Genomic DNA, 18822 nt, shown 5'->3' on the forward strand with positions numbered 1-18822 from the left:
ACTTACGTGTAAAGTATCCTCTTTTTTGTCTTGATATATGCCGACACCAAGTGGCGTAAATATCCCCGCATCAGGATACTTTACACGTAAGTGTCCTAACATCGGATTCGCTGAAAAAAATAATGGGATTTGATGATGAGCTCATAAAAAAACTTGAGGGTGAAGTTCTCTCAACGCTTAAAAAGATTTTGCCAAATGCAAAACATAAACTTAGTCCAAATGCACTGCAAGAGGAGAGAGAGCTTATAACAAAGTATGAGCTGGAGACTGATGAGGATGTGGCGACTGCTAAAGAGAATCTTTTTTTAACTCTTGATAATGGGCTGAGTCTTTATGGTTTTGTTGTAGCGGGCAAGTTGGATCTAAATGAACATATGGATAATTCACCGTATGATTTTTATGAAGGTTACTCTATCTGCAAGCTGCCGGTCATTTATACGGTTGCATTAACAAATCCTGATGCTGCAGCTTTTGCACCATGTACATTGGCAATATATAAGAAAAAAGATGAAGATAAGATCGTTTTAGAATTTCCATCTGTGTACAACTGGATAAGCAGCGCTCTTGTAAACGATAGTGAAGGGGTTGATATACTGCTCAAAGCTCAAGAACAGTTTGAAAGTATATTGGCTGAAGTAGTAGAATAAACTTTGATTACACTTCAATATATTGGGCTCACATGGAGCCCTTAAAGAGATTAAGCAAAAGAACAATAGTATTCCGCACGATGATGAAAAAGGCTAAAAAATGACAGTTGGAAAAAAAATCACTATTCTTATTATTACTATATCTTTTGTTCTTCTTCTGGGTGGTTTTTTTGTTTTAAACTACTTTAAATCACAAATCGTAGATAAAACTTATGTAACAATAGAAAAAACCCTTGCTTCAAAGATAGAAGATAGAATGGGGGCAAAGTTTGACGTCGGTGTGACAAATGCACTGGCTATTGCAAACGACTCAAATATAGCGGATGCACTCGTTAAAAATGACAGAGAAGGTGCGATTGCCTCAGTAAATGCAATTGCTCAGAAGTATAAAAATGAGACAAACTTTAAAAATATCAAGATTCATATCCACGACAAGGATGTCAACTCTTTTCTTCGAGCATGGAAACCTGAAAAATATGGAGATAACCTAAAGGATTTCCGCCACACTATTAACAAGGTAAAGGCGGATAAAAAAGCGCTTTACGCCATAGAGGTCGGGCAGGCCGGACTTACTATCAGAGGCGTTGCACCGATTATAAAGAGTGGGGAGTATGTTGGCTCACTGGAGTTTATGCAGGGGTTTGAGTCAGTTGTAAAACAGTTTCACAGAGAGAGTGAAAATCTTTTGGTACTGATGGATAAAAGATTAGTTCATCTTGCAAAACTAGCAGATACAAGCAAAAGTGCCTCAGACTATATCTTGAGTCAAAAGACGGTAGATGTAAAGTTTTTTGAAGGTGCAAAAAATATAGATATGCAAGCACTTTTAGCACAAGGATATGCACTTGATGAGAACTATTTTTATACATTTAACAAGATAGAGGATTTTGAAGGCAACCAGATAGGACTCTATCTCCTAGGCGCAAATAGAAGCGATGTTGATGCGACTATCAACCAAGCAAGCAGTATGATTAACAGCGCCCTGATACTTATTCTTCTTTTGATAGTTGTCCTTAGCGTTGCGATTTTGGCAGCTATTAAAAAAGTTATACTCTCTCCGCTCGAGCAGTTTGAAAAAGGACTTTTAGAGTTTTTTAGATACTTAAACAAAGAGAGCTCCCATGCAAAACTAATCGGCATCCAAGGCGATGATGAGATTGCAAAGATGGCAAAAATTGTCGATGAAAATATCCTCAAAACAGAGAAAAATATTGAGAGCGATAAGATGATGATCAATGGAGTGAAGCGAGTCGTGGTCGCTATAGATAAAGGAGAACTCAACCAAAACGTTGAGTGCACCACAAATAATGAAGCGCTTGAGGAGTTAAAGACAAATATAAATAGAATGCTCCTATCACTGCAACAAAATATCTGTAGAGACCTAAATGAACTAGTCGCCACCATGAGCACCTATGAGAAGTCTGATTTTACGGCAAGGCTATCAGGAGACAACGGAAAAGTAGCGCAAGCGCTCAATAGTGTCGGCGATACGATTACGCATATGTTGCAAGAGTCAAGCAAAAATGCAAACCAACTCTCGGAGAAGTCACTCGTGCTAAAAGGTAAGATGCAGTTCTTAAATAATGAATCTGCAAAACAGGCACAAAGGCTTCAAGAACTAACGCGTGTAATGGAGACGACAAACAGTGCGATTATTGTGGTGTCACAGAAGACAAAACAGGTTGCCGCACAATCTTCTGATATTAAACACGTTGTCGGTGTTATATCAGACATCGCAGACCAGACAAATCTTCTTGCCCTCAATGCTGCCATAGAAGCAGCTCGTGCGGGTGAGCATGGAAGAGGTTTTGCCGTTGTCGCTGATGAGGTGCGTAAACTTGCTGAAAACACCCAAAAAAGCCTTCATGAGATAAATGTTAGTATAGAGACGCTCTCTCAATCAGTTCTTGAGATTGGTGAAGATATGCAAGCAAGAGTGAGTGATATTAATGATGCAACTGATGCAATTGTCGAGATAGATAAGACCACTTCAAGCAATGCACGTTATGTAAATGAGATAGAGGCGATTGCCATAGAGCTTGATGAGATGTCGCAAAAAACACTCAAAGAGGTCAACTCTAAAAAGTTTTAAGGCTTTAGTCAAAAAGCGTTTTCTCAAGCGCTTTTAGCTTGTAGCTTCTTCTGTGAATGTCGCAGTAACCATGTTCTTTTATAAGCTCTATATGTAGAGCAGTACCATACCCCTTGTGTTTTTCAAACTGATACTCGGGGTATCTTTGTGCATCTTTTATGATGTTTCTGTCATGTGTCACTTTTGCTAGTATTGAAGCGGCGCTCACCTCAGGAACTTTTCCATCCGCTTTTATCATAGTAGGAAGTTCGTTTATTCCAAAATTTGAGTTTCCATCAAAGAGATACTCGCCGCATTTTAGAGTATTCATAATCTCTAAAAGAGCATTTTTCATGCAAAAAGAAAGTCCGTTATCATCAATCTCTTTTGCAGAAAATTTTACTATATGATAGAGAGAGTTTTGAGTGATACTCTCATAGAGCGACTCCCTCTTTTTTTCACTCAGCTTTTTAGAGTCCTGTAGCCCATCTACGCATGATGTCAAAATACACCCTGCAATAACCAGATCGCCTGCAATAGGACCGCGACCTGCTTCATCTATCCCACACAATTTTCCGAGTCTGTCCATCTAATCTCCTAGCGCCCAAATATCAAACGGAACCATCTCAATCCGAGAAAAGGGGTGGTTGACACTCCCCTCTTTGCTCATGGTGACAGCCGTTATTTTCTTAACCTGATATCTTATAATAAATGATTCAATAGCTTCTATCTTTTTAAAAAGAGCTCTCTCATCTGCAAACGGTGTTGCTAAAATAACTTCGCTCTCATCTGGAATGTAAAAATCTACCCCATCATCATAGAAGCAATCTCTGCCAGATTTTAGTAACTCTAAATATATCATATTTTCAAAGAGTCTGCCGAAATGTTTCTCAATTGTGAGCGCGGATTTTAAGGAGATGTCGCAGAGGTATATTTTTCTTGTTGCTTTTGAATGATTTACTTTTTGTACTTGATGGATATACCCCTTTTGGCTGAGTTTCTCAAAGGAGTCGTATAGCTTATCTTTGGAAATTTTTTGTGTCTGCTTGAGCCTTTCATATATAGAGTAGGGAGAGATCTTCTGCGTCATCATCTTTGTGCAAAAAATGAGTATTTCAAGCTCTTTTTCATTCAGCGTCTCTTTTAGTGCTTTTTGTAAGTGGTAAACTCTCTCGTCACTGTTTACTTTATGCATAAAAGCAAAGCCGCCGAGCTGCAAAAAGTGGTTTAGCGCACTTGAGTCGTATTTGTGCTCGTATGCCAAAAACTCCTCATAATCAAGCGGATAGACTCTTATGCTCTTTAAAAATTCTATATCATGGTGCGTTTCACTGCATAGTATAAGTTGAGGAACGTTTACGATTTTTATATCATCTATATAGTTATCAAGAACAAGCGTCGCAATTTGGTTCTGGGTGCAAAAATTTTGAAGCACACTGTTGAGGGCATCTGTCTCAATACGCAAATCTCTACAATTTATATAGAGATAACTATTTTTCTTAAGCCCTAAAAGGTAGTTTTTTACAATTTTTGTCTTTCCGCTCTGCGCTATCCCGTTTATCTGATAACTCAAACTATCCAAAAACACTTTTCTAAAATGAAACTTGTCAACGTATATATCGGTTTTGTATAACTCTTCTAGTAAAATTTCCATGTTGCAATTTTACCATTTCCTTCTTTAAAGGAAATAAATTTACACTAATTTCAGTTTTTGACCCATATTTGCTTGAATTATTGAGATAGTTTGGATACAATTCCGCTCCCTTAACATAGTTAGGCGAGACCTGACGAGTTCTTTAGAAGGAAAAACATGGAAAAAATTCGATTAAAATTGAAAGCTTATGATCATCGTGTACTTGATAGATCTGTAGCATCAATCGTAGAGGCTGTTAAGCGTACAGGCGCGGTAATTCGTGGTCCGATACCTTTACCAACAAAGATTCGTAAATACACTGTATTGAAATCTCCGCATATCAATAAAAGCTCACGCGAACAGTTCGAAATTCGTACACACGCTAGAGTAATAGATATTGTTTCTGCAACGCCAGAAACTGTAGATTCATTAATGAAACTAGATCTTGCACCTGAAGTGGACGTTGAAGTTCGCTCTATGGATAAGTAGGAGGTCATCATGGAATATATAGTTGAAAAAATCGGTATGAGCCGTACTATCTCAGTTCCTAGTAAGTCTGTTACTCTTTTAAGAGTTTTGGATGCTAAGGTCTGTGAAGTTAATGAAAGTGGCGCAATTGTAGCTTACAAGAGCGGTAAAAAAATGAATAAGGCAATTGAAGGTCAGCAAAAGAAATACAGCATTTCATCTGAATTCAACCGTTTTGTTACTTTAGAAGTAGCAAATACTGAAGCAGGAGATTTAGATTTAACACCTTTGGCAGAAGCTAAAGTTGTAAAAGCTACATTTACTACTAAAGGTCGCGGTTTTTCAGGTGCAATGAAACGTTGGAATTTCTCTGGTGGTCCTGCATCTCACGGTCATAGATTTGGTCGTAGAACAGGTTCTATCGGTAATGCAGAGTGGCCAGGTCGTGTTATGAAGGGCAAGAAAATGCCTGGACAGTACGGTAATACACAAAATAGTGTTAAGAATGAGATAGTTTCTTTTGATGCTGAAAACAGAATCATTGCGGTTTCTGGTTCAGTTTCTGGAGCTAACGGTTCTTTAGGTCGTGTAAAGGTAGCTAGATAATGAGCGCAATAGTTCTAAATGAAAAAATGGAAAAAGCTTCTGAGTTAGCTTTACCGGAGAGTTTCTCCGGAATTAATCCTCATAACTTATACCTGTACGTAAAGTCTGCACAAGCAGCTCAAAGAGCTAACAGTGCAACAGCGCTTACTCGTGCACAAGTTAGAGGCGGTGGCAAGAAGCCATGGGCTCAAAAAGGCGGCGGGCGTGCTCGTGCTGGTTCACGTCGTTCACCTATATTTGTAGGTGGTGGTAAAGCATTCGGTCCTAGTAACAACCGTAACTATGATCTTAAAGTAAATAAGAAGCAAAAAAAACTTGCTCTAAACTTTGCTTTAAACGAACATGCACAAAACGGCAGTTTATTCATCGTGGATAGTATTGAAATCGCATCAGGTAAAACAAAAGATGCTGTGGCAATGTTTAAAGCGTTAAATCAAAGAGATACGCTTTTTGTAAAGACGATATTAGATGAAAAAACTTATTTAGCATTTGAAAATATCTCAAGTACATATGTAATTGAAGAGAATGAATTAAATGCTTATTTAGCTGCAAATTATCGTTCACTCGTGATCGAAAAAGCGGTATGGGAAAATCTTGTAGGTGAGGCTAAATAATGGCAGATATTACAGATATTAAATCTATACTCTATACAGAGAAAACACTTGGCATGCAAGAAGATGGAATAATCGTTGTTCAAACATCTCCGCGTATGACTAAGAACGGTCTTAAAGAGGTTTTTCGTGAGTACTTTGGAATAATTCCTTCAAGAGTAAACTCATTGAATCAAAACGGAAAAACAAAAAAATTCCGTGGCATGTCAGGCAAGCAAAATGACTTTAAAAAGTTTTATGTGAAGTTACCTGAGGGTGCACAAATAGAAAGTTTGGCGGTTTAACATGGCAATTAAAACTTATAGACCGATAACTCCGTCTCGTCGTTTTTATACAAATGTTGACAGTGGCGACATAACTGCAAAGGCTAGTGTACGTTCACTGCTTGTAAAACTTCCTGCTCACGCTGGACGTAACAACAACGGACGTATTACATCTCGTCACAGAGAAGCTGGTGCAAAAAAACTTTACCGTATTATTGATTTCAAAAGAAATAAATTCGGTATTCCTGGTACTGTTAGTACAGTTGAGTATGATCCATACCGTAACTGCCGTATAGCACTTGTGGCATACGCAGACGGTGAGAAGAGATATATTCTTTTACCAAAGAGTTTAAATGTAGGCGATGCTGTAATGTCAGCAGAGTCTGGATTAGACGTAAAACCGGGTAATGCAATGAAGCTAATGAATATACCTGTCGGTACATTGGTCCACAATGTTGAGCTAAAAGTCGGCAAAGGCGGACAGATGGTTCGTTCAGCTGGAACTAGCGCTCAAATTATGGGTCGTGACGGCAAGTATGTTTCACTTCGTATGCCTTCGTCTGAGATGCGTTTAGTACTTGGTGAGTGTATGGCTACTGTCGGTGTTGTTGGAAATGAAGAGTACAACAACATTGTAATAGCAAAAGCAGGTCGTTCTCGCCATATGGGTATTCGTCCTCAAACTCGTGGTTCTGCGATGAACCCAATCGATCACCCGCACGGTGGTGGTGAAGGTAAAACGAACTCAGGTCGTCATCCAGTTACTCCATGGGGTAAACCAACGAAGGGTTCAAAAACTCGTCGTAAAAAAGCAAGTGATAAACTTATTATTACTCGCCGTAAATCTAATCCGAAGAGGTAGTAAAATGGCAAGAAGTGTAAAAAAAGGTCCATTTGTTGATGATCATTTGATGAAGAAAGTAGTTGCAGCCAAAGCTGAAGGTAATAAAAAACCTATCAAAACTTGGTCTCGTAGAAGTATGGTTCTACCTGACATGGTCGGCTTGACTTTTAACGTTCATAATGGACGTCAATTTGTACCTGTATATGTATCAGAAAACCATATTGGTTATAAATTAGGTGAATTCGCACCGACTCGTACATTTAAGGGCCATAAGGGCTCTGTACAGAAGAAAGGTTAATCATGGCTAGAGCATTATTAAAATATATCCGTGTTTCACCGATCAAATCTCGTCTTATTGCAAGAGAGATTCAAGGTATGAACGCTGAGCAAGCATTAGCAGCTTTAGAGTTTACACCAAACAAAGCAGCAAAAATTATCTATAAAGTAGTTGCGTCAGCAGTTGCAAATAGCGGTAACGAAGCTAGCGATTGTATAGTAACGTCATGTCGTATTGACAATGGTCCTGTACTTAAGAGATTTCGTCCGAGAGCTCGTGGTATGGCATCAGGCATCAGAAAGCCGACAGCGCATATATTAGTAGAAGTAGAGGGTAAATAATATGGGTCAAAAAGTTAATCCTATTGGTTTACGTCTTGGTATCAATCGTAATTGGGAGAGCCGTTGGTTCCCTAATTTTAAGACTGCAGCAGCATCTTTGGGCGAAGATTACAAGATTCGTACATATTTGAAAAAAGAGCTTTACTATGCGGGTGTTTCTAACATTATCATAGAGAGAACCGTTAAGAGACTTCGTGTTACTATCGTTGCTGCTCGTCCCGGTATTATCATTGGAAAAAAAGGCGCAGATATTGAGAAGCTTAAAGATACTCTTCAAAATCTTGTTGGTAAGCCAATTTCTGTAAACATCAAAGAGGAGAAGAAAGCTCAAATTTCTTCTCAGCTTGTTGCTGAAAATGTTGCTACTCAACTTGAGCGCCGTGTTGCATTTAGAAGAGCTATGAAAAAAGTTATGCAAAATGCACAAAGAGGCGGAGCTAAAGGTATCAAGATATCTGTAAGCGGTCGTCTTGGTGGAGCTGAAATGGCTCGTACTGAGTGGTATTTAGAGGGACGTGTTCCACTTCATACACTTCGTGCAAAAATAGATTACGGTTTTGCTGAAGCACACACTACATACGGTTGTATCGGTGTAAAAGTTTGGATATTCAAAGGTGAGGTTCTCACAAAAGGTATCCCGGCTGAAGTAAAAGAAGAGCAGCAAAAAGAGGGCGCACGTCGTCCTAAGCGTGCTCCAAAACGCGAAAATAGCGGAAAGGCGGAATAAATCATGTTGATGCCTAAGAGAACTAAATATCGTAAGGTAATGAAAGGACGTAACCGTGGTTACGCTCGTTCTGGTTATACATTAGCATTTGGTGATATCGCTTTAAAAGCGGTTGAAGCAGGTCGTATTAACTCTCGTCAGATTGAGTCTGCTCGTATTTCAGCTACTCGTCACATTAAAAGAAATGGTAAGATCTGGATTCGTGTATTCCCAGCTAAGCCACTGACTGCTAAGCCTCTTGAAACTCGTATGGGTAAAGGTAAGGGTTCAGTTGATCAATGGGTTATGAATATTAAGCCAGGTCGTATAATTTTTGAAATGGCTGGTGTTCCAGAAGAGCTTGCTCGTGAAGCATTGACTCTAGCACAGCACAAATTGCCTTTCAAAACAAAAATAATTACTGCGGAGATGAGCAATGAAATATTCTGATTTAGCAGATAAAAGCGTAGCAGAGCTTCAAGCAATGCTAAAAGAGAAAAAGACGCAACTCTTTACTCTTAAAATTAAAAAACAGATGATGCAACTTCAAAACACTAGCGAACTACGTGTCGCTAAAAAAGATGTTGCTAGAATCAACACTGCACTTAGTGCAGCGAAATAGGGGCCGGCAATGACACATAAACGTGAAATTCAAGGTAATGTAGTAAAAATTGCAGGCGAAAAAACAGCGAGTATCGTTGTTGAGCGCCGTGTAATGCACCCTCGTTACCATAAAGTTGTAAAGCGTTTCAAAAAGTACTTAGTACATGATGAGCGCAATGAGTTAAAAGTGGGTGATAAGATTATTGCAATCGAATGTCGCCCGCTTTCTAAGACTAAATCTTTTAGACTTAAAACAGTAGTGTCAGGAGCAGAGTAATGATTCAAGGTTTTACTCGTCTAAATGTAGCTGATAATACAGGTGCAAAAGAGATTATGTGTATTAAGGTACTTGGCGGTTCTAAGCGTCGTTATGCAAAAGTCGGTGATGTTATCGTCGCTTCTGTAAAAAAAGCGACTCCTACTGCTAAAGTTAAAAAAGGTAAAGTTGTAAAAGCTGTTGTAGTTAGAACTGCAAAAGAGATTCACCGTGAAAACGGTTCTCTTATCCGTTTTGACGACAATGCAGCTGTTATACTTGATGACAAGAGAGAGCCAATCGGCACTCGTATTTTCGGACCGATTGCTCGTGAAGTACGCTACAGCGGTTTTATGAAAATCGTATCTCTTGCACCGGAGGTTGTTTAATGGCAAAGTTTAAATTCAAAAAAGGCGATACTGTAGAAATTATCGCTGGTGATGATCGCGGAACAAAAGCTACTGTACTTGAAGTATTACCAAAGAAAAACAAGGTAATAGTTGAGGGTTGCAAAATTGCTAAAAAAGCTATCAAACCAACAGAAGAGAACACTAAAGGCGGACATATCAATAAAGAGATGCCTATAGATGTTTCAAATGTTCGTAAAGTGGAGGCATAATCAATGGCTCGTATGAAAGAAAAATATTTAGGTTTAAAATCTGAACTTCAAGCAGACCTTGGGATAAAAAATCCAATGCAGACTCCTGCATTAGAAAAAATTATTATCTCTGTAGGTGCTGGTTTCGCAATGAAGGATAATAAGCTTATTCAAAATATTGAAGACACAATTACTACTATTGCAGGACAAAAAGCAAGTACTGTAATAGCTAAGAAATCAGTTGCTGGTTTTAAAGTACGTGAAGGAATGCCGGTAGGTGTTCGTGTAACACTTCGCGGTGAGAAGATGTTCAACTTCTTTGATCGTCTAGTTTCTATCGCTCTTCCACGTGTAAAAGACTTCCGTGGAGTTCCTAGAAATGGATTTGATGGTCGTGGAAATTACAACTTTGGACTGCAGGAGCAATTGATTTTCCCGGAAATCAATTATGACTCTATTATGCAGATTCATGGTATGAATATCACAGTTGTTACAACTGCTGATTCTGATAAAGCAGGATTTGCTCTTTTAGAGAAAATGGGCATGCCTTTTACTAAAGGGAGTAACTAATGGCTAAAAAGTCGATGATAAACAAAGCGAACAAAACTCCAAAGTTTAAAGTTCGCGGTTATACAAGATGTCAGATTTGTGGTCGTCCACACTCTGTTATCCGTGACTTCGGTATCTGTCGTATATGTTTTAGAAAAATGGCAAATGAGGGATTAATCCCAGGCGTTAGAAAGTCAAGTTGGTAAGCAAAAGCTTCCTCTTGAAACTTCTGATGATTAGCAAAGGAAAATAAATGATAAATGATTTAGTATCGGATGCGTTAACACGTATTCGTAATGCTGGTATGAGAAGATTAGATGTTACCAAACTTGTTCACTCTAAGAGTGTTGAAGCTATGGCAAACATTTTAGTTGAAAAAGGTTATATTGACAGTTGTAACGTTGTTGAAGACGGCGTTAAAAAAACAATCAATGTTGTACTGAAATACAATGATGAGGGTAAAACTGTTATCAATGAAATGAAAAGAGTATCTAAGCCTGGACGTCGTGTCTATAAAGGTAAAGATGAGATAAAGCGTTTCAAAAATGGTTACGGAACTATTATTGTTAGTACATCACGCGGCATTCTACCAAACGATAAAGCTTTTGAGCTTGGTATCGGTGGTGAAGTAATGTGTACGATTTGGTAGGGAGATAACATGTCAAGAATTGGTAAATTACCTGTAGAGTGTGCAACTGATGTTAAAGTAAGCACAAATGGAAATGTTATAACTTTTGCTAAAGGCAAAAATAGTGTTGAATTAGATACAAAAGGAAACGTTGCTTTCACTTTAGATGGAAATGTTTTAACTTTTGCTACTCTTTCAGATTCTCGTGTTCATAGAGCATTTTGGGGAACGTATCGTGCGTTGGCTCAAAATATTGTTACAGGTTTAACAACCGGTTACACTAAGCAACTAGAGATTAACGGTGTTGGTTATCGTGCTGCAGTAAACGGCAAAGTACTTAACTTACAACTTGGTTTTTCACATGATATAAACTATGAATTGCCTGAGAGTATTGAAGCAAGCGTTGAGAAGAACGTTATCACTTTTAAAAGTCATGACAAGCAAGCGCTTGGTCAAGTTGCCGCTGAAGTAAGAGGATTCCGTCCACCAGAGCCTTACAAAGGCAAAGGTGTTAAATACGTTGAAGAACATATCGTGCGTAAAGCCGGTAAAACTTCTAAGAAATAAGGGAGGAGTATAGATGAAAGCAAAAGTACTAAAAAGCAAAATTGCTAATCGCTTAAAAAGAAAGCGTCGTATTCGTGCAAAAATATCTGGTTGTGCTTCACTTCCTCGTGTTTCTGTATTTCGTTCAAATCGTTATTTGAGTGTTCAAGCTATTGATGATGCAACTGCAACAACTTTAGCGGCGTTAAACTCAAAAGTTACAGGTCATAAAGCAAACAAAGAGGGTGCAGCTGCACTTGGTGCGGCATTTGCTGCCTCGCTGAAAACAGCTAACATCTCTGAGATTGTATTTGACCGTAATGGTTACCAATACCACGGTGTTATAGCTGCATTTGGTGACGCACTTCGTGCAAACGAAATTAAGTTCTAGGGGTTAAGATGGAAATCAATAGAGAAGATTTTGAAGAATCAATTGTTAACATAGGTCGTGTTACAAAAGTTGTAAAAGGTGGACGTCGTTTTCGTTTTACAGCACTTGTAGTTGTTGGTGATAAAAAAGGTACTATCGGTTTTGGTGCTGGAAAAGCGAAAGAAGTTCCAGATGCTATTAAAAAAGCGGTAGACAATGCGTTTAAAAACCTAAGTAAGGTTAGTATCAAAGGTACTACGATTGCACATGATATTGAACATAAGTACAATGCAAGTCGTGTTCTTTTAAAACCAGCTTCAGAAGGTACGGGAGTAATTGCCGGTGGTGCAACTCGTCACGTTCTTGAATTAGCAGGTATTAAAGACATACTTACAAAGTCAATCGGTTCAAACAATCCAGGTACACTAGTGCGCGCTACGGTTGAAGCACTAGGTCGTTTAAAAGGATAACTGATGGGTATTGAAAATTTAACGCCGGCAGAAGGTTCTGTAAAGAATCGTAAAAGAATCGGTCGTGGACAAGCTTCTGGAACAGGTAAGACCGCAGGTCGCGGTTCTAAAGGTCAAAAGTCTCGTACAGGTTACAAGAGAAAAAGAAACTTTGAAGGTGGACAACAGCCACTTGCAAGAAGACTACCTAAGATAGGATTTACTTCTCGTGTAATCAAGCCTTACGTAATCAACGTTGAGAAGATAATAGCAGTTGCTGAGCTTTCTGAAATTACTATGGAGAGTATCCGTGGTGTTCATAAAATAGCTGCTTGTGTTACTAAAGTTAAGTTGGTTGGTGCTACTGCTAAAGATCTAGCATCAAAAATTAAAGACGACAACGTTACTACAACAGGTAAATAGTCGTGAATAAAAATCTAGTAAATAAGATACTTATTACTATCGGGTTTTTATTTATTTATCGCCTACTGGCATACGTGCCGGTTCCAGGCGTAGACGCTTCTGTTATCGCTTCATTCTTCGACTCACACCAAGGTGACGCTCTAGGCTTATTCAATATGTTTAGCGGCAATGCCGTTGAGAGAATGTCAATCATAGCTCTTGGAATCATGCCTTATATCACCGCTTCTATTATTATGGAGCTTTTAGCGGCTACATTTGCCCCTCTTGGACAGATGAAAAAAGAGCGTGACGGAATGGTAAAGTATATGCAAATTATTCGCTACGCGACAATTGTAATTACAATCATTCAAGCAATAGGTATCAGTGTTGGACTTCAGAGTCTTACAGGACCTAACGGTAACAGCGCAATACTAATCGATCACAACACATTTATACTTGTTTCTGCCGTTTCAATGGTGGCTGGTACAATGCTATTGATGTGGATCGGTGAGCAGATTACACAAAGCGGTATCGGTAACGGTATATCTTTGATCATTTTTGCAGGAATCGTCTCGGCAATTCCAAGCGCAATCGGTCAGACGATTACCATGGTAAATACCGGAGCTATGAGTTTTTTAACAGTAATAGCAATTCTTGCTCTTATATTGGCAACCGTAGGTGTGATTATATATGTTGAACTTGGTGAGCGCCGTGTACCGGTTACATACGCTAAAAAAGTTATGATGCAAAACCAAAATAAAAGAGTTATGAACTATATTCCTATCAAAGTAAATCTATCGGGTGTTATCCCGGTTATCTTTGCTAGTGCAATTCTAATGTTTCCTATGACTATTTTATCAAGCAGCAGTAATCCTACTGTACTTGCGGTTGCGGATTACTTAAACCCAAATAGTTATTTCTTTAACTTTTTAACATTTCTTTTTGTAGTTTTCTTTGCATTTTTCTATGCATCGATTACTTTTAACTCAAAAGATATTGCAGATAATTTGAAAAAACAAGGTGGTTTTATTCCTGGTATTCGTACCGGAAATGCAACATCAGAGTTTTTAAATACAACTGCGAGTAACCTTACATTTACAGGTGCGCTTTATTTGGGTCTGGTTGCAACTCTGCCGTTTATGATTATAAAAGGCATGGGAGTTCCATTCTTCTTTGGAGGTACGGCAGTTTTAATCGTTGTTCAGGTTGCTCTTGATACGATGAGAAAAATTGAGGCTCAGGCTTATATGAGCAAGTACCAAACATTAAGTGCGGTTGGTTTATAAATAATGGCCATTGCGCTTAGAAAACCTCTAGAGATAGAGAAACTTCGCGCCGCTAACAAGATTGTCGGCGGTGCGTTAGAACTACTTCGTCAAAACACAAAACCTGGGATCTCTTTAAAAGAGCTTGATGCTATGGCAGAGGAGTATATTCTCTCTCATGGAGCAAGACCCTCTTTTAAAGGTCTTTATGGCTTTCCAAATGCAGTCTGCACTTCCCTTAATCAAGTTATTATTCACGGTATTCCAACTGACTATAAGCTCCAAGAGGGCGATATTATCGGTTATGATATCGGGACAGAACTTGATGGTTGGTTTGGAGATGCGGCTATATCGGTTCCTGTCGGCAAGGTAAGTGCCCAAGATGAAGCGCTTATTGCATGTGCGAAAGAGTCTCTTTATGAAGCAATAAAATCCATTAAGGTGGGTATGAGATTTAAAGAACTCTCCGCAGTGCTGGAAAACTCTATTCGTTCAAGAGGGTTCGTGCCACTGCATAGTTTCTGCGGGCACGGTATCGGCAAAAAACCTCATGAAGAGCCTGAGATTCCTAACTATTTGGAAGCAAAAGATGCAAAAGGCGGTCCCAAGATTAAAAATGGGATGGTTTTTTGTCTAGAGCCTATGGTTTGTCAAAAAGAGACAAAACCGCTTATTTTAGAAAATAAGTGGGATGTTGTTAGTGCCGATGGTTTACGCGGCTCACACTATGAGCATACTGTTGCAATTGTCAATGGTAAAGCTGAAATTTTATCTCTGGCTTGAGAAAAAAAGGATTAAAATGGCTAAATCAGATGTTATCGAAGTTGATGGCAAGATTATAGAGGCTTTGCCAAATGCAACATTTCGTGTTGAGTTAGAAAACGGACATATTATTTTATGTCATATTGCAGGAAAGATGCGTATGCACTATATTAAAATATTACCGGGAGATAAAGTTAAACTTGAGTTAACACCATACTCTCTTGATAAGGGCCGTATCACATATAGGTACAAATAAGAAGAGGTTTTTACCTCTTTTTATCACAAATTTCTCTTATAAATCATTAAATTAAGCTCTGCCCTGTATAATTCTTCTATATAGTTATATAAGGATTAGTAATGTTATACTCCCTCTTTTTCCGCATGCGCTTTGTTCACTACGTCGGCATCATATTGCTTATAATCAATGGAACATTTTTTACAGACAATATTATCGGACAGCTTATTCAGTATATAATAGCGGCTGTTATAGTCGTTCATGACCTAGATGAGAAGTATAACGGTGTCGATATGACAAAATCTCTTATAAAGCAGCTTGAAAATCTTGAGCATGGAGAGAAGATCGTTTTAAAGAACAGTTATAACTCAGAACTTAGTAAAGCAGCTGAAAGTATGAATAAATTTCAGGAGATATTTCTACAGGCACAAGATACTAACGAAAAATCACATACCATTGAGAAGATAGTCGGCAGAATAAACAGCGATTATGAAAATACAAATATGAGCATGATAAATGAGAGAGAACTTCTTGCAAAGGTAGTATCAATCGGGGAAAAATTGAAAGTTGTACTAGGAAACGATTTAGTAGATGCTTCAAGTTCAAAAGAGAATATAACAGAAGTAAGCGAAAATTTAAACAGTATTAAAAATGAGATAACAGGTATAGTAAATCAACTTCAAGATGCTTCAAGTACGCAAAATATTTTGGCGAATGACCTAAGCAAAGTATCGGAAGATGCCAATCAAGTTAAAGAAGTTATCTCTGTTATTGCGGATATTGCAGACCAGACAAATCTACTTGCGTTAAATGCTGCTATTGAAGCTGCACGCGCTGGTGAGCACGGAAGAGGGTTCGCGGTTGTTGCCGATGAAGTTAGAAAGCTCGCAGAGAGAACGCAGAAGTCACTTACGGAGATAAATGCCACCATCAACGTAGTAAGCCAATCCATAAACGACACAAGCGAGCAGATGAACAGAAGCTCTCAATCAATCGAGTCTTTGGCAGAGCTCTCTACTGATGCATCAAAGCGTATGGAGAGTATCTCTCAGGCAATCGGTAATGGAGTTATTTTGGCACAAAGAACAGTTGAGAGCTATACTCAAAATGCTAAGACAACAGAAGAGATAATAGGCAATATTGTAAAGATTGATGAACTCTCAAAAAGAAGCAACGAGAGTATCAAGGTTATAAAAAATAGTGTTGAAGAGCTTAGTCGGGTCGTTTAATGCAGCGGAATTAAAAATGTAATATTTTTATATTTTTAAAACCAAATTTTTGGTAAAGAATATACCAGTTTACGGAAGCTTCAAATATAGTCTCATCGTATACGACTATATCTTTATCTTTTATCAAACTCAACTTAGAGACAAACTCTCTTAACTCATCTTCATCTCTAAGCGTAAGGTCATCAAAAAAATTATCACGATAATCTCTGTCTATGGTATAAGAGATATCAGAAAACAGCTCAGGGCTTTGAAGCTTGTTGCTGCTATCTACAATGGTAATGTTTCGGCTGTTGCTTTTTATATAATCCAGCTCTACTAAAAAGTTTGGATTGTGTTTTATCTTATAGCTGCCGTCCTCTTTTGCAGAGCTTCTTTTTGAAGAGACAAGAGTGTGATATTTAAATACCCACGCTATATAGCCGCCTTCGAGTATAGAAATGTTTTCAAATCCATGTTCGGCTAAAACAAATGCCAAATAGGTTGAGTTTTGAAGATTCTCGTAACTGTTTCTTGAGTAAATAACCACATGTGAATCTGGATTTATTCCAAGATTTATAATCTCTTTTTGTACATTCTTGCTATAGGCAGAGGCTAGTCTTTCATAATCACTTTTGCTAAATTTGGAGATATCTGCATGAATCGCTCCTTTTATATGACTTGTACTGTACATATCCAAAGGGCTTACATCTAAAAGAACTATCTTTTCGTCACTGAGCGAATCTTTTAGTTTATCTGGCGTTATAAACGCATCATAAGCATACGAGTAGAGGGAAAGAAGAATCAGGGCAAGAAGATGTTTCATAAGATAGTTTAAAAAGTACGCGTATTTCTAAATTCTGATATCTCTGTCTCAACCATCTCGTTTATCATGATTTTGAAAAGGTCGGAAATCATATTTGGAGAGACATCTGCCTGAATCGCGGAGTGACGAACCTTTTGCAGGATATAATCTACTCTATCATCTGCCTTAACCTCTTCAATGCTGTTTTTAAACGAGGCAGCCTGACGTACAAGATGGCTTCTTTTTGAGATGAGATTTACAATCTCGTCATCTATATTATCTATCTTTGTTCTGACCTCTTCGAGGGAGTTGCATTTTTTTATTTTTGACATGTAGATTCTCCGTTTTTATAGAATAGACTTCTTGCATAACCCCTAATAGTCTCAGCACTTTACAGAGAGTTTTAATCAAGGCAGATGTTCTTCAGCGTAGCTGTAGCTACGGTGAAGGTTATCTAACGCAGAGTAAAGCTCTCTGTAAAATGCCCGCAGGGAGAGATGAAAAGGGACAACCTTGCACAAAAAAATATTTTATCCTTAGCTACGGCTAGGCATAAAAATTTGTTTTGCACAATCTTACCCCTTTTGATCTCTCTGAGGCTGTTATGGGTTTTGCAAAAAGTCTAATATATTACCCAAAAAGAGATAATAATTAAGCCATATACTCTAGTTGGGTTTTATGATTTTTTTTATCTCTTTTGGCAGATGAGCAAAGGGAATATTTTTAACTCCCGCTTTTACTCCATCTTCATAAGCCATTACATCAACACTCATTTTTAGTGGGAAAAAACGCAAAACAGTGTAAGAGTTTCTCTCCTGAGAAAAAGATATATTCTCAAACTCTATGCTCTTTTTATGCTTTGCCATCTTGGCTCTTTAGATATATTCCCGTATCTTTGACTTCTATATCTCCGCTCTCCTGAAGAGCAGTAAGCGAGCGTTTGAACTCTTTTTTACTAAGAGCGAATACATCTTTTATAAGCTCTGCATCACTCTTGTAGTTGTAAGGCATCACCCCGCCGCTCTTTTTTAGAAGAGAGAGCACTTTTTCACATGAGATGTCCTTCTGTTTTGCTCCGCCCGCCTGAAGTTTCAGGTCAATAGAGCCATCTTTTCTTACGGTCTTGATATAGGCTTTTCTTCTGCTTCCTATCTCTATCGTCTCAAAGATCTCGTTATGGTAGATAAGCCCCTCATATCTCTCTTCTACAACACACTTAAAGCCAAGAGGAGTTCTTGCGATGATGAGTATATCGACCTCTTTGTTTGGGGCTAACCCTTTTGGTCTTCTATCAAAAAAGTCGCCCAGCTTCTCGGTTCCTACAAGACGGTGCGTCTTTTCGTCATACACGACTTTTAGAAATCTATTGTCTCCGATCTTGAACTTCTCTTTTTGGAACATATTCGGTACAAAGAGATCTTTTGCAAGTCCCCAAGCAACAAATGCCCCAAAAGGTGCCACATCAACGACTTCAAACAGAGCATACTCATCAAGCATCGCCTTTGGTTTAAGAGTCGTGGCAATAAGTCTATCCTCTGAGTCGGTATATAAAAATACCTCTAGAAGAGTCTCCTCTTGCATCTCATCGGTTACGTAAGCTTGCGGCAGGAGCACATCTTTTTCATCAAGTGCCGTTAAAAATATACCGTGGGGAGTGTGTCTGTCAACTTTGAGGCAGTTTA

At 38.5% G+C, this 18822-nt stretch carries 31 protein-coding genes and 1 pseudogene; 26 read left to right on the top strand and 6 right to left on the bottom strand.

What is annotated here, in order from left to right; all coding sequences use genetic code 11:
* Positions 1 to 122: 122 nt before the first annotated feature.
* The gene (locus tag RQ763_RS02065; protein ID WP_314150852.1) at positions 123 to 647 is read left to right on the top strand and encodes a hypothetical protein; all 525 of its coding nucleotides are present in this window, start codon (positions 123 to 125) and stop codon (positions 645 to 647) included.
* A 100-nt stretch (positions 648 to 747) separates the two neighbouring features.
* Complete coding sequence (locus tag RQ763_RS02070) at positions 748 to 2739, top strand: methyl-accepting chemotaxis protein (RefSeq protein WP_314150854.1); 1992 nt, start codon at positions 748 to 750, stop codon at positions 2737 to 2739.
* A 4-nt stretch (positions 2740 to 2743) separates the two neighbouring features.
* Here RQ763_RS02070 and RQ763_RS02075 read toward each other — a convergent pair whose 3' ends face one another.
* Entirely contained in the window at positions 2744 to 3307 is a 564-nt protein-coding gene (locus tag RQ763_RS02075; RefSeq protein ID WP_314150855.1) for a ribonuclease HII, read from the bottom strand.
* Positions 3308 to 4372 (bottom strand): ATP-binding protein, encoded by a 1065-nt coding sequence (locus RQ763_RS02080; RefSeq protein ID WP_314150857.1) that lies wholly within the window; start codon positions 4370 to 4372, stop codon positions 3308 to 3310.
* Positions 4373 to 4528: 156 nt separating this feature from the next.
* Between RQ763_RS02080 and rpsJ the strand changes: the two genes are divergently transcribed.
* The 24 genes and pseudogenes from rpsJ to RQ763_RS11800 all read left to right on the top strand — a co-directional run.
* The gene (rpsJ, locus tag RQ763_RS02085; protein ID WP_294929597.1) at positions 4529 to 4840 is read left to right on the top strand and encodes a 30S ribosomal protein S10; all 312 of its coding nucleotides are present in this window, start codon (positions 4529 to 4531) and stop codon (positions 4838 to 4840) included.
* A 9-nt stretch (positions 4841 to 4849) separates the two neighbouring features.
* Positions 4850 to 5425, top strand: coding sequence for a 50S ribosomal protein L3 (gene rplC / locus RQ763_RS02090; protein WP_314150859.1), 576 nt, complete (start codon positions 4850 to 4852; stop codon positions 5423 to 5425).
* Positions 5425 to 6039: a 50S ribosomal protein L4 gene (gene rplD / locus RQ763_RS02095; RefSeq protein WP_314150861.1), complete on the top strand. Its 615-nt coding sequence runs from the start codon at positions 5425 to 5427 to the stop codon at positions 6037 to 6039. Before rplC ends, rplD begins: the two co-directional genes overlap by 1 nt.
* Positions 6039 to 6320: a 50S ribosomal protein L23 gene (locus RQ763_RS02100; RefSeq protein ID WP_294929607.1), complete on the top strand. Its 282-nt coding sequence runs from the start codon at positions 6039 to 6041 to the stop codon at positions 6318 to 6320. Before rplD ends, RQ763_RS02100 begins: the two co-directional genes overlap by 1 nt.
* Position 6321: 1 nt before the next feature.
* The gene (gene rplB, locus RQ763_RS02105; RefSeq protein WP_314150862.1) at positions 6322 to 7161 is read left to right on the top strand and encodes a 50S ribosomal protein L2; all 840 of its coding nucleotides are present in this window, start codon (positions 6322 to 6324) and stop codon (positions 7159 to 7161) included.
* Between the two features lie 4 nt (positions 7162 to 7165).
* A complete protein-coding gene (gene rpsS, locus RQ763_RS02110; protein ID WP_294929613.1) occupies positions 7166 to 7441 on the top strand; it encodes a 30S ribosomal protein S19 in 276 nt (91 codons plus the stop codon).
* A 2-nt stretch (positions 7442 to 7443) separates the two neighbouring features.
* Positions 7444 to 7761 (top strand): 50S ribosomal protein L22, encoded by a 318-nt coding sequence (gene rplV / locus RQ763_RS02115; RefSeq protein ID WP_294929617.1) that lies wholly within the window; start codon positions 7444 to 7446, stop codon positions 7759 to 7761.
* A gap of 1 nt (position 7762) precedes the next feature.
* Complete coding sequence (rpsC, locus tag RQ763_RS02120) at positions 7763 to 8488, top strand: 30S ribosomal protein S3 (protein WP_294929620.1); 726 nt, start codon at positions 7763 to 7765, stop codon at positions 8486 to 8488.
* Positions 8489 to 8491: 3 nt separating this feature from the next.
* Positions 8492 to 8917, top strand: a complete 426-nt coding sequence (gene rplP / locus RQ763_RS02125) for a 50S ribosomal protein L16 (protein WP_314150864.1) — start codon at positions 8492 to 8494, stop codon at positions 8915 to 8917.
* Entirely contained in the window at positions 8904 to 9089 is a 186-nt protein-coding gene (gene rpmC, locus RQ763_RS02130) for a 50S ribosomal protein L29 (RefSeq protein ID WP_294929626.1), read from the top strand. The genes rplP and rpmC overlap by 14 nt, the downstream gene beginning before the upstream one ends.
* Positions 9090 to 9098: 9 nt before the next feature.
* The gene (gene rpsQ, locus RQ763_RS02135) at positions 9099 to 9347 is read left to right on the top strand and encodes a 30S ribosomal protein S17 (protein ID WP_294929629.1); all 249 of its coding nucleotides are present in this window, start codon (positions 9099 to 9101) and stop codon (positions 9345 to 9347) included.
* Complete coding sequence (gene rplN, locus RQ763_RS02140; protein ID WP_294929632.1) at positions 9347 to 9715, top strand: 50S ribosomal protein L14; 369 nt, start codon at positions 9347 to 9349, stop codon at positions 9713 to 9715. Before rpsQ ends, rplN begins: the two co-directional genes overlap by 1 nt.
* The gene (gene rplX / locus RQ763_RS02145) at positions 9715 to 9945 is read left to right on the top strand and encodes a 50S ribosomal protein L24 (protein WP_152298658.1); all 231 of its coding nucleotides are present in this window, start codon (positions 9715 to 9717) and stop codon (positions 9943 to 9945) included. The genes rplN and rplX overlap by 1 nt, the downstream gene beginning before the upstream one ends.
* 3 nt (positions 9946 to 9948) lie before the next feature.
* On the top strand, positions 9949 to 10494 hold the full coding sequence (rplE, locus tag RQ763_RS02150) for a 50S ribosomal protein L5 (RefSeq protein ID WP_294929636.1): 546 nt from the start codon (positions 9949 to 9951) through the stop codon (positions 10492 to 10494).
* Positions 10494 to 10679 carry a type Z 30S ribosomal protein S14 gene (locus tag RQ763_RS02155; protein WP_137011587.1) on the top strand — a complete coding sequence of 62 codons (186 nt, stop codon included), beginning with the start codon at positions 10494 to 10496 and terminating at the stop codon, positions 10677 to 10679. The genes rplE and RQ763_RS02155 overlap by 1 nt, the downstream gene beginning before the upstream one ends.
* A gap of 47 nt (positions 10680 to 10726) precedes the next feature.
* Positions 10727 to 11122: a 30S ribosomal protein S8 gene (gene rpsH / locus RQ763_RS02160; RefSeq protein ID WP_294929642.1), complete on the top strand. Its 396-nt coding sequence runs from the start codon at positions 10727 to 10729 to the stop codon at positions 11120 to 11122.
* Between the two features lie 9 nt (positions 11123 to 11131).
* Positions 11132 to 11668, top strand: a complete 537-nt coding sequence (gene rplF / locus RQ763_RS02165) for a 50S ribosomal protein L6 (RefSeq protein ID WP_314150866.1) — start codon at positions 11132 to 11134, stop codon at positions 11666 to 11668.
* Positions 11669 to 11681: 13 nt separating this feature from the next.
* Positions 11682 to 12038 carry a 50S ribosomal protein L18 gene (gene rplR / locus RQ763_RS02170; RefSeq protein WP_314150867.1) on the top strand — a complete coding sequence of 119 codons (357 nt, stop codon included), beginning with the start codon at positions 11682 to 11684 and terminating at the stop codon, positions 12036 to 12038.
* Positions 12039 to 12046: 8 nt separating this feature from the next.
* Positions 12047 to 12487 carry a 30S ribosomal protein S5 gene (rpsE, locus tag RQ763_RS02175; RefSeq protein ID WP_294929651.1) on the top strand — a complete coding sequence of 147 codons (441 nt, stop codon included), beginning with the start codon at positions 12047 to 12049 and terminating at the stop codon, positions 12485 to 12487.
* Between the two features lie 3 nt (positions 12488 to 12490).
* Positions 12491 to 12889, top strand: a complete 399-nt coding sequence (gene rplO, locus RQ763_RS02180; protein WP_314150868.1) for a 50S ribosomal protein L15 — start codon at positions 12491 to 12493, stop codon at positions 12887 to 12889.
* A 2-nt stretch (positions 12890 to 12891) separates the two neighbouring features.
* On the top strand, positions 12892 to 14154 hold the full coding sequence (gene secY, locus RQ763_RS02185; RefSeq protein ID WP_314150870.1) for a preprotein translocase subunit SecY: 1263 nt from the start codon (positions 12892 to 12894) through the stop codon (positions 14152 to 14154).
* 3 nt (positions 14155 to 14157) lie between these two features.
* Positions 14158 to 14916, top strand: coding sequence for a type I methionyl aminopeptidase (gene map / locus RQ763_RS02190; RefSeq protein ID WP_314150871.1), 759 nt, complete (start codon positions 14158 to 14160; stop codon positions 14914 to 14916).
* A gap of 16 nt (positions 14917 to 14932) precedes the next feature.
* Positions 14933 to 15151 carry a translation initiation factor IF-1 gene (infA, locus tag RQ763_RS02195; protein ID WP_008338996.1) on the top strand — a complete coding sequence of 73 codons (219 nt, stop codon included), beginning with the start codon at positions 14933 to 14935 and terminating at the stop codon, positions 15149 to 15151.
* A gap of 749 nt (positions 15152 to 15900) precedes the next feature.
* A pseudogene (locus RQ763_RS11800) lies at positions 15901 to 16359 on the top strand (methyl-accepting chemotaxis protein); the annotation flags it as partial.
* 10 nt (positions 16360 to 16369) lie between these two features.
* Here RQ763_RS11800 and RQ763_RS02205 read toward each other — a convergent pair.
* From RQ763_RS02205 to RQ763_RS02220, 4 genes are all read right to left on the bottom strand, one after another.
* Positions 16370 to 17161 carry a sulfurtransferase gene (locus RQ763_RS02205; RefSeq protein ID WP_314150878.1) on the bottom strand — a complete coding sequence of 264 codons (792 nt, stop codon included), beginning with the start codon at positions 17159 to 17161 and terminating at the stop codon, positions 16370 to 16372.
* An 8-nt stretch (positions 17162 to 17169) separates the two neighbouring features.
* Positions 17170 to 17472: a chorismate mutase gene (locus RQ763_RS02210; protein ID WP_314150879.1), complete on the bottom strand. Its 303-nt coding sequence runs from the start codon at positions 17470 to 17472 to the stop codon at positions 17170 to 17172.
* Positions 17473 to 17805: 333 nt separating this feature from the next.
* Positions 17806 to 18006 (bottom strand): hypothetical protein, encoded by a 201-nt coding sequence (locus tag RQ763_RS02215; RefSeq protein WP_314150881.1) that lies wholly within the window; start codon positions 18004 to 18006, stop codon positions 17806 to 17808.
* A partial coding sequence (locus RQ763_RS02220) for a S1 RNA-binding domain-containing protein (protein WP_314150882.1) occupies positions 17993 to 18822 on the bottom strand: 830 nt, incomplete at its 5' end. The genes RQ763_RS02215 and RQ763_RS02220, both read right to left, overlap by 14 nt.

It is taken from the genome of Sulfurimonas sp. (assembly GCF_032250635.1).
Taxonomy (GTDB): Bacteria; Campylobacterota; Campylobacteria; order Campylobacterales; family Sulfurimonadaceae; genus Sulfurimonas.

What these genes read in the sequence shown, in the direction of transcription:
- RQ763_RS02100 (WP_294929607.1), top strand. Translation starts at nt 6,039, where the DNA reads ATGGCAGATATTACAGATATTAAATCTATACTCTATACAGAGAAAACA.
- rpsH (WP_294929642.1), top strand. Translation starts at nt 10,727, where the DNA reads ATGATAAATGATTTAGTATCGGATGCGTTAACACGTATTCGTAATGCT.
- RQ763_RS02070 (WP_314150854.1), top strand. Translation starts at nt 748, where the DNA reads ATGACAGTTGGAAAAAAAATCACTATTCTTATTATTACTATATCTTTT.
- rpsJ (WP_294929597.1), top strand. Translation starts at nt 4,529, where the DNA reads ATGGAAAAAATTCGATTAAAATTGAAAGCTTATGATCATCGTGTACTT.
- rplR (WP_314150867.1), top strand. Translation starts at nt 11,682, where the DNA reads ATGAAAGCAAAAGTACTAAAAAGCAAAATTGCTAATCGCTTAAAAAGA.
- RQ763_RS02075 (WP_314150855.1), bottom strand. Translation starts at nt 3,307, where the DNA reads ATGGACAGACTCGGAAAATTGTGTGGGATAGATGAAGCAGGTCGCGGT.
- rplX (WP_152298658.1), top strand. Translation starts at nt 9,715, where the DNA reads ATGGCAAAGTTTAAATTCAAAAAAGGCGATACTGTAGAAATTATCGCT.
- rpsE (WP_294929651.1), top strand. Translation starts at nt 12,047, where the DNA reads ATGGAAATCAATAGAGAAGATTTTGAAGAATCAATTGTTAACATAGGT.
- infA (WP_008338996.1), top strand. Translation starts at nt 14,933, where the DNA reads ATGGCTAAATCAGATGTTATCGAAGTTGATGGCAAGATTATAGAGGCT.
- rpmC (WP_294929626.1), top strand. Translation starts at nt 8,904, where the DNA reads ATGAAATATTCTGATTTAGCAGATAAAAGCGTAGCAGAGCTTCAAGCA.
- RQ763_RS02080 (WP_314150857.1), bottom strand. Translation starts at nt 4,372, where the DNA reads ATGGAAATTTTACTAGAAGAGTTATACAAAACCGATATATACGTTGAC.
- rplD (WP_314150861.1), top strand. Translation starts at nt 5,425, where the DNA reads ATGAGCGCAATAGTTCTAAATGAAAAAATGGAAAAAGCTTCTGAGTTA.
- rplP (WP_314150864.1), top strand. Translation starts at nt 8,492, where the DNA reads ATGTTGATGCCTAAGAGAACTAAATATCGTAAGGTAATGAAAGGACGT.
- rplO (WP_314150868.1), top strand. Translation starts at nt 12,491, where the DNA reads ATGGGTATTGAAAATTTAACGCCGGCAGAAGGTTCTGTAAAGAATCGT.
- rplC (WP_314150859.1), top strand. Translation starts at nt 4,850, where the DNA reads ATGGAATATATAGTTGAAAAAATCGGTATGAGCCGTACTATCTCAGTT.
- rplN (WP_294929632.1), top strand. Translation starts at nt 9,347, where the DNA reads ATGATTCAAGGTTTTACTCGTCTAAATGTAGCTGATAATACAGGTGCA.
- rplB (WP_314150862.1), top strand. Translation starts at nt 6,322, where the DNA reads ATGGCAATTAAAACTTATAGACCGATAACTCCGTCTCGTCGTTTTTAT.
- rpsS (WP_294929613.1), top strand. Translation starts at nt 7,166, where the DNA reads ATGGCAAGAAGTGTAAAAAAAGGTCCATTTGTTGATGATCATTTGATG.
- rpsQ (WP_294929629.1), top strand. Translation starts at nt 9,099, where the DNA reads ATGACACATAAACGTGAAATTCAAGGTAATGTAGTAAAAATTGCAGGC.
- rplV (WP_294929617.1), top strand. Translation starts at nt 7,444, where the DNA reads ATGGCTAGAGCATTATTAAAATATATCCGTGTTTCACCGATCAAATCT.
- rpsC (WP_294929620.1), top strand. Translation starts at nt 7,763, where the DNA reads ATGGGTCAAAAAGTTAATCCTATTGGTTTACGTCTTGGTATCAATCGT.
- RQ763_RS02215 (WP_314150881.1), bottom strand. Translation starts at nt 18,006, where the DNA reads ATGGCAAAGCATAAAAAGAGCATAGAGTTTGAGAATATATCTTTTTCT.
- rplE (WP_294929636.1), top strand. Translation starts at nt 9,949, where the DNA reads ATGGCTCGTATGAAAGAAAAATATTTAGGTTTAAAATCTGAACTTCAA.
- RQ763_RS02205 (WP_314150878.1), bottom strand. Translation starts at nt 17,161, where the DNA reads ATGAAACATCTTCTTGCCCTGATTCTTCTTTCCCTCTACTCGTATGCT.
- map (WP_314150871.1), top strand. Translation starts at nt 14,158, where the DNA reads ATGGCCATTGCGCTTAGAAAACCTCTAGAGATAGAGAAACTTCGCGCC.
- RQ763_RS02210 (WP_314150879.1), bottom strand. Translation starts at nt 17,472, where the DNA reads ATGTCAAAAATAAAAAAATGCAACTCCCTCGAAGAGGTCAGAACAAAG.
- rplF (WP_314150866.1), top strand. Translation starts at nt 11,132, where the DNA reads ATGTCAAGAATTGGTAAATTACCTGTAGAGTGTGCAACTGATGTTAAA.
- RQ763_RS02065 (WP_314150852.1), top strand. Translation starts at nt 123, where the DNA reads ATGGGATTTGATGATGAGCTCATAAAAAAACTTGAGGGTGAAGTTCTC.
- RQ763_RS02155 (WP_137011587.1), top strand. Translation starts at nt 10,494, where the DNA reads ATGGCTAAAAAGTCGATGATAAACAAAGCGAACAAAACTCCAAAGTTT.